The 16,672-nt window shown below is 39.8% G+C and carries 9 protein-coding genes and 1 pseudogene; 6 read left to right on the forward strand and 4 right to left on the reverse strand.

Annotated features, from left to right (window positions below; translation table 11 throughout):
- Window positions 1-114: 114 nt before the first annotated feature.
- Genes recC through recD form a run of 3 tightly spaced genes read left to right on the forward strand, consistent with a single transcriptional unit; the run spans window position 115 to window position 8,985 of the window.
- Complete coding sequence (recC, locus tag PALI_RS01200) at window positions 115-3,414, forward strand: exodeoxyribonuclease V subunit gamma (protein WP_193154536.1); 3,300 nt, start codon at window positions 115-117, stop codon at window positions 3,412-3,414.
- A complete protein-coding gene (gene recB, locus PALI_RS01205; protein WP_193154537.1) occupies window positions 3,401-6,964 on the forward strand; it encodes an exodeoxyribonuclease V subunit beta in 3,564 nt (1,187 codons plus the stop codon). The genes recC and recB overlap by 14 nt, the downstream gene beginning before the upstream one ends.
- Window positions 6,961-8,985: an exodeoxyribonuclease V subunit alpha gene (gene recD, locus PALI_RS01210; RefSeq protein WP_193154539.1), complete on the forward strand. Its 2,025-nt coding sequence runs from the start codon at window positions 6,961-6,963 to the stop codon at window positions 8,983-8,985. The genes recB and recD overlap by 4 nt, the downstream gene beginning before the upstream one ends.
- Window positions 8,986-9,130: 145 nt before the next feature.
- Here recD and PALI_RS01215 read toward each other — a convergent pair whose 3' ends face one another.
- Together PALI_RS01215 and PALI_RS01220 are read right to left on the reverse strand one after the other, a co-directional pair.
- On the reverse strand, window positions 9,131-9,844 hold the full coding sequence (locus tag PALI_RS01215; protein ID WP_193154540.1) for a LytR/AlgR family response regulator transcription factor: 714 nt from the start codon (window positions 9,842-9,844) through the stop codon (window positions 9,131-9,133).
- The gene (locus tag PALI_RS01220; RefSeq protein ID WP_193154541.1) at window positions 9,841-11,616 is read right to left on the reverse strand and encodes a histidine kinase; all 1,776 of its coding nucleotides are present in this window, start codon (window positions 11,614-11,616) and stop codon (window positions 9,841-9,843) included. Before PALI_RS01220 ends, PALI_RS01215 begins: the two co-directional genes overlap by 4 nt.
- Before the next feature lie 152 nt (window positions 11,617-11,768).
- Between PALI_RS01220 and PALI_RS01225 the strand changes: the two genes are divergently transcribed.
- Together PALI_RS01225 and PALI_RS19995 are read left to right on the forward strand one after the other, a co-directional pair.
- Window positions 11,769-13,619 carry a serine hydrolase gene (locus PALI_RS01225; RefSeq protein WP_193154542.1) on the forward strand — a complete coding sequence of 617 codons (1,851 nt, stop codon included), beginning with the start codon at window positions 11,769-11,771 and terminating at the stop codon, window positions 13,617-13,619.
- 179 nt (window positions 13,620-13,798) lie between these two features.
- Window positions 13,799-13,885 (forward strand): annotated as a pseudogene (locus PALI_RS19995) (IS5/IS1182 family transposase); the annotation flags it as partial.
- A 329-nt stretch (window positions 13,886-14,214) separates the two neighbouring features.
- Here the strand turns inward: PALI_RS19995 and bcp are convergent.
- Both bcp and PALI_RS01240 read right to left on the reverse strand, forming a co-directional pair.
- Window positions 14,215-14,694 carry a thioredoxin-dependent thiol peroxidase gene (gene bcp, locus PALI_RS01235; RefSeq protein ID WP_193154543.1) on the reverse strand — a complete coding sequence of 160 codons (480 nt, stop codon included), beginning with the start codon at window positions 14,692-14,694 and terminating at the stop codon, window positions 14,215-14,217.
- A gap of 10 nt (window positions 14,695-14,704) precedes the next feature.
- A complete protein-coding gene (locus tag PALI_RS01240; RefSeq protein WP_193154544.1) occupies window positions 14,705-15,238 on the reverse strand; it encodes a glycine cleavage system protein R in 534 nt (177 codons plus the stop codon).
- Window positions 15,239-15,596: 358 nt separating this feature from the next.
- Between PALI_RS01240 and bamC the strand changes: the two genes are divergently transcribed.
- Window positions 15,597-16,655 carry an outer membrane protein assembly factor BamC gene (gene bamC, locus PALI_RS01245; protein WP_193154546.1) on the forward strand — a complete coding sequence of 353 codons (1,059 nt, stop codon included), beginning with the start codon at window positions 15,597-15,599 and terminating at the stop codon, window positions 16,653-16,655.
- The last annotated feature ends 17 nt before the right edge of the window (window positions 16,656-16,672 follow it).

A 16,672-nucleotide genomic window follows, 5' to 3' on the forward strand; every position in this document is an offset into this window, starting at 1 on the left:
ATCTGTAAATTAGTTCTTAACTCTCTGATTTATTAATGGCAATTACCCGTTTGCGCTACCCCTAATATTGAAAATATCTTACACTGGTTTTATCTCAAGCAAGGTCAGTGTTATATGCTAAATATTATTCAATCAAACCGTATGGAAGCCCTGCAAGCGCAGTTCCACCAGCTGTTAAAAGTTAACCCATTGCAAAGCCTGTTCGACAAAGAAGTAGTGCTAGTGCAATCGCCGGGTATGTCGCAGTGGTTAAAAATAGGTTTGAGCGAAAACTTAGGGGTCGCAGCGCAGGTAGATTTTCCGCTGCCATCGAGCTTTATTTGGCAGTTGTATCAGCAATTGCTACCAAATGTCCCTAAAGAGTCGGCATTCAATAAACCTAACCTTGCTTGGAAACTGTTTGCAATTTTACCAACCTGTATTGACGAGCCGCTATATTTACCGCTAAAAACCTATTTAGAGGGCGATATTGAAGGGCAAAAAACCTTTGCGCTGTGTGAAAAAATAGCGGATGTGTACGACCAATATTTAATGTACCGACCGCACTGGATAGCCACATGGGATAGCGGCAAAGATGAGCTTGATGATGTGGATGTAACCATTGCGCCATGGCAACCTGATTTATGGCGACGCATTGTAAAACTAAGCCAAGAGCTTGGGCAAAGCCAATTTCATCGCGCTAATATGCAAGGGCAATTACTTGCAGCACTTGAGACTATGGATAATAGTTTACTGCCACAACGCATTAGCTTATTTGGTATATCGGCGATTGCCAGCTCGCAGCTTGAGGTGTTTGAAGCACTGAGTAAAAAAACCGAGGTTATATTATTCTTTTTTAACCCGAGTGAGCATTACTGGGGCGATATTATAGATGAAAAAACAGCGGCTAAAATAAGCGCTAAATACGCTAAAATGCCGCTGGTGGAAGCACAACAAAAAAAACAAACCAATCCAGATGAAGAATACTACTTTATTGGTAATCCGTTATTATCGTCGTGGGGTAAATTAGGTCGCGACTATTTTGAACAACTTGTACAGTTAGATGCCCGTTGGATTGATGGTTTTATTGATGTGTTTGACGACACCTTACTAGGGCAAGTACAAAGTGAGATTTATCAGCTTGCGTTTAAAGGTGAATCGCTGAGTGATAATAAAGAGTGGTTTATAAACGACGAAGGTAAATTACCAATCAGCGCAACCGACACCAGCATTACGCTCAGCGATTGCCATACACCGCTCAGAGAAGTTGAGCGCTTGCACGACTACTTACTTAACTTGTTTAATCAAAACCCAACGCTTACCCCCAAAGACATAATTGTCATGATGCCCGATGTAGGCACTTACAGCCCCTACATTGAAGCCGTATTTGGTGGAGCACAAGGTAGCCGCTTTATCCCTTACGCATTGGCCGATTTAGCCATAGAGCAAGAAAAGCCTGTCCTTAGCTCATTTGCGAGTTTAGCTAACTTACCGTTTTCGCGCTTTGGTGTGTCGGATATTCTCGATTTATTACAAGTTACGCAAATAGCCGAAAAGTTTGGGCTTGAAGCACACGAATACGAGCAAATTCAATACTGGCTTGAACGTGTAGGGGTTAAATGGGGCATAAACGCAGCGCATAAAAGCAGCTTTGATTTACCCGCTATCGATTTAAATACCTGGCAACATGGGCTCAACCGTTTGTTGCTTGGCATTGCCATGCGCGACGAGCAATGCCCGTTTAACGGTATTTACAGCGCCGATGAAGTAGAAGGCATGGCGCTTGATACACTCAATAAGCTCGTGCACTTTATTGATGTACTGCAAAGCTTTAAAGAGCAGTTAACGCCCGACGATACGCTCACTAATAAAGCGCATATTTTAAGCGAGCTATTAAACGCGATATATGAAAGTGAAAGCGACGACAGCTGGGATTTATTAGTATTGCAAAACGTGCTCGAAGAGATACAAAAACACCACGACAACGGCGATTACAGTAAAGCGGTTTCGCAGCGTATTGTTAGTTACTTAATTAGACAAGGCATTCAAGAAAAAGGCGTAGGGCAGCGGTTTTTAGTTGGACAAGTAAACTTTTGTACATTGATGCCCATGCGCGCCGTGCCATTTAAAGTGGTGTGTATGCTGGGTTTAAACGATGCCGACTACCCACGTAACGTACAACCTATTGGTTTTGACCTAGTGCCTTACTCTAAAAAGCAAAAAGGTGACCGATCACGTAAATTAGATGACCGCTACTTATTTTTAGAAGCACTACTAAGTGCCCGCGACAACTTATACATGAGTTACATTGGTCGTTCGTGTTTTGATAACCAACCGCGCATGCCATCAACCCTTGTAAGCGAGCTGTTAGAATATATTGGGCGTAGCTTTGTATTAAGCGAGAAAAGCGAAAAAACACTGCCAGAATGTCTAATCAATCAGCAGCATTTACAGCCCTTTAATAGCCATTATTATTTAGCAGATGAACAATCCAATACAGTGCTGAGTAACCACAGTTACAATCCAATTTGGCTGCCAAGTGAGTCAATTAAACCAGAGCCAGTTACCGCGCTTGATGTTGTTGTGCCAGAGCAGTTAGATCTTGATGTGTTTATTAAAAGTGTGTGCAGCGCACAAGAGAGCTTTTATCAACAAACATTAGGTTTGCGCCTGCCACAATTTAACGAAGTAGCAAAAGACGAAGAACCCTTTAGCCTAGATGCACTGCGCCGTTATTTTTACCTTGATGAAATACTTAAAGCCAATATAAACGAGCAACCACTAAGTACCGAGCAAATACTGCAGCGGGGTGAGTTACCTCAAGCCAATGTTGGCAGCCTCATATTTGAAAGTATGGAGCACCGAGTTGACGCGCTTGCAGGGCAGGTTAAAGAGCACATTAAAGGCGGGAAAAGTGAGCCGATAGAAGTTTTGCTTACCATTGAAGGCACCAAAATAGAAGGCTGGCTCAATCATGTTTATTTGCAAAAACAAGTGTTTTATCGCAGCGCGAGTATTAAAGCGAAAGATTTAATTAAAGGCTTTATTTATCACCTTGCAGCGCAAAGTATGGATCAACAAGTAGAAACATTGTTACTTGGGCTTGATAAGCAAATTACCTTTGCGCCCATAAACAAAGCCGATGCGGATGCACTATTAGCCGATTGGTTTGAGTTATACAAAGCGCTGCGCGCAGAGCCGGTGCCGTTTTTTCCGGTAAGTGGGTATGAGTACGTTAAAAGTGGCGGCGATATAATAAAAGCAATGAGCAAATTTAGCCCGCAATACATAGGGCGAGGCGAGGGCGAAAATCCGTATATTCGCTTAACGGTGCAGTCGCTCAATGACTGCCAAGAAGAATTTATAAAATGGAGTGATAAATTGCTCATACCTTTATTTGAACACGCAAAGGAGAGTGACCATGCAAGCGCTTAATCCTCTTACTATGCCGCTCATTGGTCAAAGTTTAATAGAAGCCAGTGCGGGTACAGGTAAAACCTATACAATTACGGGGCTGTATTTACGTTACTTACTAGGTATGCAAATAGAAGGTGAGCTAAATACGCCGCTCAGTGTTGAGCAAATCTTAGTGGTGACATTTACCGACGCTGCTACCCAAGAAATTAAAGACCGCGTACGCAGCCGAATTATTGCTGCGCGCGATGCACTACTTGGGCAAAACCCAAACGACGAACTCATTGAAGGCGTAATTGCCAAAATTGATGATAAGCACCGCGCCTTTGATTTACTCGATGCAGCTGCTAAATCGATGGACGAGGCAGCTATATTTACCATTCATGGTTTTTGTCAGCGGATGCTAAAACAACATGCGTTTGAGTCGGGTGTGGCGTTTAACCTCGAGTTTATTTTGGACGAGCGCGACATACTGCTCGAAACCATTAAAGATTTTTGGCGCGCGTTTGTATACCCACTTAATAAAGAACGCACCGATGCTATTTTAGATGTGTTTGCCGCACCAGAGTCGTTATTTGCTCAAGTGGCCAGTATTTTAAATAAAGCCAATGCACACATTACGCCACAAATAAATTTAGAGGATGTATGGAAAGCGCGTGACGAGTACATAACCTGTGTACCTGCATTTAAAAAAGCAGTGTTAGAGCAAGAGTTTATAGGTGCCATTAAAAGCTCGGGTTTAAGCGGGTCTAAAACGCCAGCTCGAAAAGGCAGCCTTGCAGCGCTTGAAGCATATTGCCTAGGCGGCGATTTGTTTTTTGAATTTGGCACTAACAAGTATTCGTTTGAAGTGTGGAGTACAGAAAGCTTAAGTGGTGCAGGCAATTATAAAAAAAATCAGCCATTATTTATGCATCCCTTACTAAGTCAGTTTGACGAGCTTGCCGCCCTTAACAACACCATAAACCAAGGGCTAAAAATAGCGGTTGTACAACATGCAGCACGCTGGGTAAAAGCCGCCATAGTTAAGCGCAAGCAAGAGCAAAGTGTGATCACTCCCGATGATTTATTGACCAATTTACACAGTGCGCTTAATAACGAGCAAGGCGACGTACTGGCGCAAAAGATTGCGCAGTTGTTTCAGGTTGCCATGATTGATGAATTTCAAGATACCGATCCGATTCAGTACGGTATTTTTAGTAAAATTTATGGGCAACAAAATACCACGCTTGCCATGATAGGCGACCCCAAACAGGCTATTTATGGCTTTAGGGGGGCGGATATTTTTACGTATATTGGCGCAAAAGAGGCAGTGCAGACTGATCAGCAATTTACGCTTGGGACTAACTTTCGCTCAAGCACCGATATAGTCAATAGCGTTAATAGTTTATTTGGCAAACACGCTAACAGCTTTATTTATAACGACGCCATACCGTTTAACGCAGTAGCTGCTAAAGGTAAAAAAGCGGAAGACTCTTTTTTAATTGATGGCAAACCCGCTACCGCATTCGAGTTTAATGTATTTGTGGATGAAGCCGCAGACGAAAAAAACAAACCAACCAACAAAGGTGTAGGGCAAGCGCATTTAGCCACTCACTTTGCTAATAAAATAGTGACCCTGCTTGAAAAAGCAAAACAAGGTAATGCCTGTATTGGCAGTACTCCTGTAAGCGCTTCCGATATTTGTATATTAGTGCGCGACCGTGTTGAAGCGCAAATAATGAAAAAAGCGCTTAGCGAAGCCAAAATAGCCAGCGTGTATTTATCGCGCGAGAGCGTTTTTAGCCAAGAGCTTAGCCATCACCTACTTAACTTTTTAACGGCGCTACATGGTCAATATGACGAGTCACTGCTGCGCGGTGTATTAGCTGGCCCGTTATTTTGTTTAAGTTATAACGAAATACACGCACTCGCTGATGATGAAAATAAATGGCAAGAGCATTTAAACTTTTTTGCACAGCTTAGCCACATTTGGAACAAGCAAGGCGCTATGGCTATGCTTGAGCGCTTAATGAGTCACAACCAACTTAGCGCTAAATGGCAAGGTTTAGGGTATAACGTTGAGCGTTGGCTGACGGACTTTAGGCATTTGGGCGAAATACTTCAGCAAAAACAGATAGAGCTTGAAGGCACGCTACGTTTACTGCGCTGGTTTGCACAAAAGGTAAGCCAACAAGACGGTGAAACAGTACAAGTACGCCTAGAAAGTGACGCCAACTTAGTTAAAATTGTCACTATGCATGCCTCAAAAGGGCTTGAATACCCACTGGTATTTATGCCGTTTGCCAGTGGCTATCGCGAAGCAAAAGAAGCGCTTTATCACGATAACGGCAAGCTAATTTACGATTTAAGTAAAGACGAAGATGCACTTCAAAAAGCAGAGCAAGAGCGCCTAGCTGAAGATTTACGCCTGCTTTATGTAGCTCTCACGCGGGCTGTGCATTTTTGTGCACTGGGTGTTTATAACATTGGGCAAGGGCAAAGTAGTCGCTTAGCTATGCAAAGTAGTGCACTAGGACACGTTTTATTTGCAGGGCTTGAGCTTGCCAGTAGCCAAACATGGCGCACGCATTTAAGTGAGTTTTGCGATGCTAATAGCGCGATGGGCTATCAGCAATTTACCTCACACACATTATTAGAGCAGGGAACACTTAGTTTTAATAATAGTGAAAGTGCGCAGCAAACATTAACTGTTAATAGTGTAACGGCAACTATTGAGCGTAATTGGCGAGCAACCAGCTTTAGTGCGTTGAGCTTTAAAAAGCACAGCGACCAATTAGCCCCAGGGCGAAGTGATGAAGATCACGAAAAAGACGAGTTTGCAGTGCAAGAGGACGAACTACCATCACCTTATAGTTTTCCTAAAGGGCCAAAGCCTGGTAGCTGTTTGCACGAAATATTTGAACAAATAGATTTTACTAGCCCTGTAGTTCATCCAACTAATAACGAGCAAAACTTATCTGAGGTAGTTAAGCGCAGCCTTGAAAAATACCACATAGGTGAGCAATGGCGAGAAGTGGCTGAAAAATGGGTGCTTGATGTTCTTGAGTGCTCTTTAGATAACAGCCTTCTTTCATTGGGTGTGCTTGCCCCCAATGATTGCCTAGTCGAAATGGAATTTAATTTACCACTTGAGAGCTTAAGTGCACCTAAGCTAAACGAAATGTTGGTTAAACATTTTGGTTTTACGCAAAGTAAGCTTGAATTTTCGCAAGTAAAAGGTTTATTAAAAGGTTTCGTCGATTTAATATTTTGCTACCAAGGTAAATATTATATTTTAGATTATAAGTCTAATTATTTAGGCAGTACGCCAGCTGATTACAAAGGCGACATGCTTGAACAAGCGATGAGCAGTCATCAATATCATTTACAGTATTTAATCTACACGGTAGCGCTGCATCGTTTATTAAAACAACGTATAGCTAATTACTCAATAGAGACCCATTTAGGCGGCGTGTATTACACGTTTTTACGTGGAATGCCAGCAGGGCAAGGCGTGTACTTTAAAAAGCTAACTGTAGAACAAGTGATTATTTTAGATAGCTTATTTAGCCAAGGAGCCATGCTATGAGCGAGCTAAATGAGCAACCGGGTTTGTTTGACGATATTGATCAAGCGTCTAGCGATGAACCTCTAAATGTTCTTGAACCACAAGGTGAGGTGGCTGTAGCAAATGCAATTACCGAAGTCCCGTTACTTGAGTATTTATTAGCGCAAAATCGACTACGTGTAGTTGATGTAAAACTCGCTGAATTACTGTGTGCTAATAACAAAGAGCAAACACATAATGAACTGTTTTATATTATTTTACTGCTGTGCTTATCGCAGCAAAGCCAACATAGCTGCTTAACCTTAAATGAGGTTGATTGGAGCAATCCTTTTAATTTGCGCAAAGGTGACTTTAATCAACTCGATGGCAATGTACCCAGTACGCTAAGCCCGTTTAGTGATGATTTTAACGTGCACACAGCGCTTAGTTATTTACAAAGCCATGAAAGCGTGGGCGAAAATAAACCACTGCAACTGTTTAACGACCGGCTTTATTTTGCTCGCCTTGCCGGTTATGAGCAAACACTTGCTGATAGATTATTAAGCATGAGCGAGCGAAAGCTCAATATTAATAATGAAGTATTGGCTGAACTTTTACACACCTACTTTCCTGCAGATTCTGCAATTGAAACTGATTGGCAAAAAGTGGCATGTGCGATTGCCGCCACCAAAGGCTTTAGTGTGATCACAGGTGGCCCAGGTACAGGTAAAACCACCACAGTGACTAAGTTGCTGGCTATTTTGCAGTCGCTTTATAAAACCGCACCGCTTAGCATTAAGCTGGTGGCCCCTACAGGTAAAGCAGCAGCACGTTTAAGTGAGTCTATCTTGGGCGCTAAAAATAAGCTCACAACGATTCCCGATGATATAAAAACGCTTATACCGCAAAGCGCTCAAACTATTCATCGCTTATTGGGCGTAAAACCGTTTACTAATAAATTTAGACATAACAAAAGCAATCCGCTGCATTTAGATGTGCTGATTATTGACGAAGCCAGTATGGTCGATTTATCGCTGATGGCTAAATTAATAGAAGCGCTACCTGCGCACGCGCGATTAATACTTTTAGGTGATAAAGATCAACTTGCCTCGGTAGATACCGGCAGCGTAATGAGCGATTTATGCCAAGGTTTAACACTTGAGCAAACGCCAAGTTATTCGCAAGCACGTTGTAATGAGCTAAATAGTTTATGCTTCAATAATGAGCCTAAGCTCGTATCGCAAAGCGTGAGTCAATTTAAACTCGCAGATTGCATTGCCTTTTTACAACACAGTTATCGATTTGATGCACAAAGCGGCATTGGTCAACTAGCACTTGCGGTAAACACCAATAACACCGGTATTTTAAATTACGTAGAGCAACAAAGTACTGAAGGGCGTTTTAACGATATCATTTTAGATTATGACTTTGTAGCAAAACCGATTGAAAAGCTCGTTAAAAGTGCTGCGAGTCATTATGCAAAATACCTCAACTTAATAGCCCAAGGTGCAAATGTTGCACAGATACATGCTGCTTTTGCTAGTTATCAGCTTTTAGCTGCGGTACGAGAGGGCGATTACGGCGTGCATAGCTTAAATCAACGAATAGAGCGTGTATTGCAACAGCAAGGCTTGATCACCGTAAGTCCTAATACTCATCATTATACGGGTATGCCTATTATGGTGAGCCAAAACGATTATCAACTTAAGTTATTTAACGGCGATATTGGCATTTTAATGCCAGATGAAAGTGGGCAGCTCAAAGCCATATTTATTGATGAGCAAGGTAATCAGCGAGCATTTTCGCCTGCACGCTTGCCGGCGCACGATAAAGTATATGTGATGACTATTCATAAATCACAAGGCTCAGAATTTAGCTACACCGCTATGGTACTGCCACCGCTAAAACAAGCCCGTATGGGGATCAACAGGCAGTTAGTGTATACGGGCATAACCCGTGCTAAAAACACCTTTGAGCTGGTTGCAGATAAAAAAGTACTGCAACTAGCGATGAATAAAAGCGTATCGAGAGCATCGGGTTTGTATCAAAGATTGAAGTTATAAATAACCTGAACTCTGGTTAAGAGATTTACTAACGTATTGAATAATAGATATATTTAAATTTATTTTCTCTAGCCAGAGATTTTCAACGCAGTTAGCGCTGAAAATAGCTGCTTGAGATAGATTTATTATCCAGAGTTTAGGTTATTTAGTTAACCAATAATTTCGTCCTTAAGCTACTTAGTCTGGTACGGCCTATAGGAAGCTGTTCACCGGTATGAAGTTGCACGTTATATTTGCTGCCTTCTTCACTGAGTAATGCCTTAATGTTAGATATTGGCAAGACATACGAGCGGTGTATCCGGATAAAGTCTGGGCTCAATAACGTGAGTAATTTATCTAAATTCTTATCGTGTAAAATTTGTTTAGTACCTCTGTTTTGCTGGGCTTTAGTTACAATCACACTGTAATGGCCGTCAGCTTTGATATAGAGAATATCTTCTATTGGAAGTAATTCGATTTTTCCTAAATATTTATAGGTTAAGTATTTGCTAGCCCCATTATGCTGCTGTTGTAACCGGTTTATTGCCTTTTTAATACGCTCTTGAGTAAATGGCTTCGCTACAAAATCGAGTACGCCAATATCAAACGCGTCAATCGCTCGATCGCTATTAGCAGAAACAATAATTGTGTGGAAGCTCTCGCAGAGGGTGTGCTTTAATAACTCAAAACCATCTTTACCTTGCAGGTTTAAATCTAAAAATAAAACATCAATAGGGTGATCGGCTAAGTAATCGTAGGCGTCGTCAAGATTAGTACAAATATGCAATTCGATTTTTTGTTCATCAAAGGCGTTCTCAATAAAGCGCTTTAATCTTTTTGCTACCATAAATTCATCTTCAACCATTAATACTTTTTTCATAGGGGATCCTTGAGGTTGCTATTATTAGCACGGTGATCATCATAATCTATTAACGGCGTTGATATTTTTGTAACCCATTGTTGCTTTTCAATATTCTGCAATAAAGACCATTGATTAGAAAAGCTTTCATTTAACCTTGCTGCTATGTATTTATTACCAATACCTGCGCCTATTTTAGTCTGTGTACGTTCTTGTGTAGCATTTTTGTTTGAATTATGAGTAATCGCATTTATAGGGACGATAAACGTTAAATACTGCGTGTTATTTATTATTTTTTGCTCAAAAAAGAAGGTAATATGGCCTTGTTGGTAATGGTTATGCGAAATTGCGTTTTCTATTAATGTTAAAATAATACCCGGTGGAATGCAGTTATTCGGGTGAGATATATCCACTCTTAGGGAGTAGTTTATATTTGAGCGATATGTCATAACTTTTAAATGGGAACGGCATAAGTCGATTTCATCTTGGAGATTGATTATTTTTTTTGCAGACAGTTGCGCCATAAATCTAAACTCATCCGCTAAGGCGTGGATAAATTTTACCGCTGTTGCAGGTGAGTCTTCAATCCACTCTTCAACAGCTGTTAATGTGTTTAAGATAAAGTGAGGTTGTAGATTACGTTTGACTAATTCAAGCTCAAGGCGACTTGCATTAATTTTACTTTGTTCAAGTTGTTTGGTACTAGCACTCATGGTTTGTGCAAGGGTGTAGAGCATTAAAAAGATTAACCCAGCAAAAGAGAGAAAAAAGTACTGATCCATGTATGAATAACTATTTATAAAAATAGGTGCAATGAATAGAGCTAAACCCAAAACCATTAATTTTGCATTGGCTTGTTGCGTAATGATAGCTTTGATACAAATGCACACAGCACTAAAAACGCCCACTAAAAATACATATAAGCTTCTATTGTCATATCCACCAACCGCGATTAACAACACAGCTTGCAAGCAAATAACAAATGCTAGCCATATTGTACGATTTGTTTTTGATAATTTAAAAAACCATGCAAAAAAACAGGTGAAAAGCAGTGAAATTAAGCACGACAATGCTAAAACTATTTGTAAGCGAGGGATTTGCCAATCGTAAGGGTAAGGCATAAGACCACGCCATGATTCTACAAAAATAAGAACCAAAATACTTAAGCATAATATGCTAAATATTAAGTAGCTGGGTTGGCGGTAACTAGTAATAAATACAATCAATGAGTACAAAGCAATTAAGAGTAAGGCGCTGGTCATTATCAACGGTAAACTGGCTTTTTTATAAGGCAGCTGTATTAAATAGTCATATTCTGTTATCGCACTTGTAAACGAGATATAATCTACCTCAGAAGAAACGCGCTGATTAGAAATACGTAAACTTAAAGTATGTGTGCCTTTATCAGTTGCAGTATTAGGCAACAGCATTATTTTATCGATCAGGCCCGCAACTTCAGTGTGTTGAGAATCACCTACAAGGCCATTTTTACCGATTAAAACACCATCCCAATAAGCCTCAAACGATCCCAAAATACTAATAAACAAACCTAGCGAAGACGAGGGCTTTTTTTCAAAATTAAAGTCCATTTGCACCCATCGAATATTTTTTGAATTTTTAATGCCGTGAAATGTATTTTTTTGCCACACAGAGCGGTTTACGATAGGTAATGAATAAGCAATATCGTCATCATCAATTAAATAATAGTGCTCGGCAAAGATAGCATCAGGCTCTTGCGCATAGGTAGCGAAGCTTGTAAAAAATAAAATGAATATGAGCTGATACTTAAGCATTGTGTTCCCTCTTTTATATTCCCCATCTTAGCAATAAAAAAGGAAAACATTCGAGGTGTTGAGGAATTATACGAGCCGTTCATGCATAAGTTGCTTATTTAAGGCGGCTAATGCGCCACACTGAGGTTTAATTTACAGAACGAGATGCTCCTATGGCTATTAAAAAAACTATCATGACTTTGAGTAAATGTTGCGCAGCGCTAAGTTTAATTGTGGCTAGTGTGTGTGTCGCTAACACTCAAAAAACGCAACTATCTATAACTGGTAATACACATCAATTAACTACTTTTACGTCACCGATAGGTGAAGAATATAGTTATCAGCAGTTTATTGATAACTACAAAATACCTGGGCTAAGTTTTGCTGTTATTGATGATTATAAAGTGATTTATACTAATTTTGCAGGCGTTAAAGATACTAAAAGTAAGCAGAAAATTGATCAATTTACTGCTTTCTCAACGGCATCTATTGCAAAACCTGTCACTGCAACAATTGCAGCAATGCTCGCAGAGCAAGGTAAATTAGATTTAGATACACCTGTGAGTAACTATTTAAAACGCTGGGCGTTACCTTCATCAGTGTTTGAGTCATCAAAAAACCTTTCTATTCGGCAGTTGTTGTCGCATACCGCAGGGATGAGCCAAGGCGGGTATGCTGACTTTCATTTAGGGGATGATATTCCAACCCTTATAGATGTGCTTGAGGGTAAAAAGCTACCACGATATAAACGTCCGATTTCGATGCTATTTGCCCCTGACACTGATTGGCAATACAGTGGCGGAGGGTATGTAATAGTACAAGTTGCGATTGAAGATATAACCGGTAAACCATTGCAAGCATTAGCTCAAAAGATGCTATTTGATCCATTAGGTATGAAAAATACAACGATGTATCAAAATGGAGATAAACAATTTTTAACTAATGTTGCGAAGGTTCATGATCGTCAGCAGCAGGTTATAAGAGATGGCATACCAATTTGTCCGCAAATAGCACCATCTGGGCTATGGAGTACGCCACAAGACATGGCCAAATTCACAATTGAATATCAAAAGGCGTTAGCAGGTAAAGTAACGTCGGTTATTTCAATGTTCGTAGCACGTACCACTACAGATATTCACACGCTTAAAAAAATAGGTGGGTGGTCACCGGGTTGGATGAGATTTGAGGCCAAAGGTAATCTAGAGTGGTTCTCGCATGGAGGCTCAAACACTGGTACTGGCGGGCATATTATGTCAACAATGCAAGGTGGTAAAGGCATTATGGTTTTTATGAATGCGACAACAGAGCACAGAAACCCTGCAATAGATGCGTTTATTGACAGTACGATAAAAAAAATGAAATGGGCACGTGTAATTTCAGCAACAGCAAAACCCCCCAAGCATCAAATAGAGAAAATGCTCGGCAGGTATTTATCTCAGTTTGATCAAATAGTGACGATTACATTATCAAAATCCGGTAACGGCTTGATATATGAAGATCCCCTTCAAAACAAAAAAGGCGTTAAAATGCATTATCAAGGAGGTGGGATGTTTGCTGTAGATAATAACCCTAATCAGATAAGTGTTGTAATGAACCCTTTATCTAATAAATATTTTTTAGTACTAAATAATGTCGGGAGTGGTTTAACTGAGCGCGCGATGCGCAAACTTGAAAAAGATGAACAACTTCCTTTTGAAGTAGCAAAACACGCTGATTTTATAAGCACATTAAAGGCATATAAAGCATGGAAAAAAAACTATCCTGATTCAAAACTTCTTTCAGCTAATGCAATTAATAATGCCGGATATAATGCGTTAGGTAACAAGGACTACCAAGTAGCTATAACGCTTTTTAGGGTTTATAGCCATCTATATCCTGATGATGCAAATGCATTTGATAGTTTAGCAGAAGCGTACATGCTCTTTGGAGATACTGTTAATGCGATAGCAAACTATGAGCAATCATTGCAATTGAACCCACAAAATGCAAATGCACAAAAGATGATACATACCCTTAAAAAATAGTGGCTCACTATTGTTTGCTAATTTTTGCTTGAGGTTTGTACGTTAGTGGTAGTCACGTATAATTTACTTTATTAAAAACAAAACATACGGGATTGGGATATAAAACATTTTCTGGGTATTAAACAGCAGTAAATTAAAGATTTATGATATCCATTTTCACAGAGAAAGAGCATACAATGGAAGAGGTTTTATATCGTTTAAGTTTAGGCTGTCCTTGGCGTGATTTACCAGCATGTCTCGGCTTATATAATACCGTCTATCTCCGACCTTTGATGGGTCTAGAAAGGCATATTAATACGGCTTTTCAGATCACTGGCAAAGAATAGCGATACTGAGTGTGAGTTAACCGAATGTAGCTATGGTAAAAGTAATCTACATAGTACAGACAAGGCTTTCAATCAAGAACACGCAATTGCTTTAAGTGGTGTGGCAATACAATACTTAAAGCGATAGCTTTTTATATGAATGGCGATAATTAAAAATCTCATAGTAACGTAATATATTTAACTTGAATGCTATAACAAATAGACATAAAAAAAGCGCTGCTCTTAAGCAACGCTTTTTAATTTTTAGAGGCCGTTTTTAGAGGGCTACTTTAATTTTGAGCTAAATAATCTAGCACGACTTGGTGATGATCTTTGGTCTTAAATTTATCAAACAAGTGTTTTATTTTTCCGTCTTGGCCGACTAAAAAGGTTAGGCGGTGAATACCTTCGTATTCTTTTCCCATAAATTTTTTGTAACCCCATACCCCAAATGCTTCTGCAATAGCGTGATCTTCATCGGCTAGTAAGTCAAAGTTAAGTTCTTTTTTTGTTTCAAAGTTTTTAAGACGTTTAACTGGATCTGGGCTAATACCTACAACACGGGTGTTAAACTTAGCAAGCTCAGCATGTTGATCGCGTAAGTTCTCGGCTTGTACAGTACAGCCTGGTGTGGACGCTTTTGGATAAAAATAAACGAGAACTTGTTGCTCTTTTAAAAGCGACGCTAAGCTAATTGATTCGTCGTTTTGGTTTTGTAAACTAAAAGCAGGGGCTGCGTCGCCAGCTTGTAATGGGCTGATTTTTTTCATGTTGGTATCCTTAACGAATTCGTTTAAAAATATAATCTACGTTTAATGTGTGCGAAAGGCTTTCAAAACTAACTTTAAATTGATCTATATCTACGTCAACAGGAATATTAAACTCAAGTTCACAACGCATTTTTGTATCAGTACTTTCATCATAGGTATCTGACTTTAAAGAGCAAATACTAATGTGGTTGTCGGCAAAAAAACGTGTTACTTTGCTCAGAGTACCTGGCGTATCTATTCCTGTGTATTCTAAAGTGTATCCTGCGCAAAACTCACTGGGTGTGTGGCTTGATGTGCGCTTCATCATGGTAAGCAAGCCAAGCTGCATCGCTTTGGTGGGGATCACGTGTTCAATACGGCTGATTGCTGACATATCGCCGCTTAGCAGCATTATAAAGGTAAATTCGCAGCCTAAAATAGCAATACGGCTGTCAATTATATTGCAATGGCAATCACTTACTAATTGTGTAAGTTCACTAACAATACCCGGCCTATCTTCGCCAATAGCAGTTAAAACAATTTGATGATTTGAAAATGCAGTCATGGGTAAAAATACCTAAGTTACTTTGATTATAACAACTGGGTTGGCAACAACATTAAATACACACAATAAGTTGCATGGCGGCGAAGTTTAACACAAAACCTTACCTAAACTACAACACAGGCTAATTAAGCAATTTTAAAGTACGGTGTTTCTTGTTTTTACTGGCACAGGAAAGTACCATAGCTAAAATTTGTTTATTTGCACTTAGATTTTTCTAAGTTGAAGTGCTGAACTTTATTGCAATTAGACAGCCAAATAATAATGTAGAGTTAATATTGACTTTACACTGAACCAAATCGGCGTAACCCACTCATATATTTGTTAAAACAATTAAAGGGTACGCTAAGGAGAATTATCTGTGCAGTATTGGATCCCAAAAGCACTTGCAGTAAGTGTATTGGTAAGTTTATCAGGGTGTAGTGTATTTACTAATAGTGCACATAGTGAGCGTAATTACCGCACACATGAGCCTGTGAAAGCACCCGCGTCATTATCTCAACCAGCCCAAGATCCGGTTTATAAAATGGAAGTAGGCCAATACGATAATAATCCCGATGCAACTAATTATCGTCCACCTGCTCAAGTACTTACCGTAGCGAAGGGCAGTTGGGTTGAAGAAACAGATAAAATAGCGCGTGTTTATTTTGATAAAAGCGATGGTATTGCTGATTTAGATACGTTTATTTGGGACACGATTAAATCAGTGCTAGCCAATAATGAGGCAGCGACCACCAAAGAAGATAAACTATTAGGTGTTATTGAAACTGATTGGTACGCAATAATTAAAACTGAGGAAAGCTGGCTTTGGGGCAGCGACAAAAATGCAGACCTAGAAAAATTCAGATTCACAATTGAAGAAAAGTCGCACCAACGAACTGCGTCTTTACGTGTTGAGCTTATTGATTTTAAAGGTGATAACGCACTTACTGATTTGCTAAAACAGCAATTAGAAGTACGTGCGCTCAATCAAGTAGTGAGTGAGTTTGACTATCGTTACCGCCAACTTGAAGTAGAAATGCGTAAACGCCAAGGTGTTATTTCACTTGAAATGGGCTTTGATAATAAAGGTAATGCAGCATTGGTTACTGAGCAGTCTTATGACGCTGTATTCGATCGCTTTTCTGGCTTTTTAGAGCGTTTATCTTTCACGATTGTTGAAATTAACCAAGAGACAGGTTTAATTACTGCCGATTATAGCGCACCAGAAACCAGCGTTTGGGATTCAATTTGGGGTGATGAAGTTGCTCAGCTTCCTATTGATGAAGGTCAGTATCAAATTTTAGTAAGTAAAACTAAAGAAGGCGGTACAAGTTTAACGTGGATGGATGACAAGGGTGAAACGCTTGAGCCAGGCACGATGAATGGGCTGCAACAAGCACTAGAAGCCGCTCTCATTAAGCGTGGCATTAAAATTTAAATAATAATAAATTTAAC

Origin of the sequence: Pseudoalteromonas aliena SW19 (assembly GCF_014905615.1) — a bacterium.
GTDB classification, from domain to species: domain Bacteria; phylum Pseudomonadota; class Gammaproteobacteria; order Enterobacterales; family Alteromonadaceae; genus Pseudoalteromonas; species Pseudoalteromonas aliena.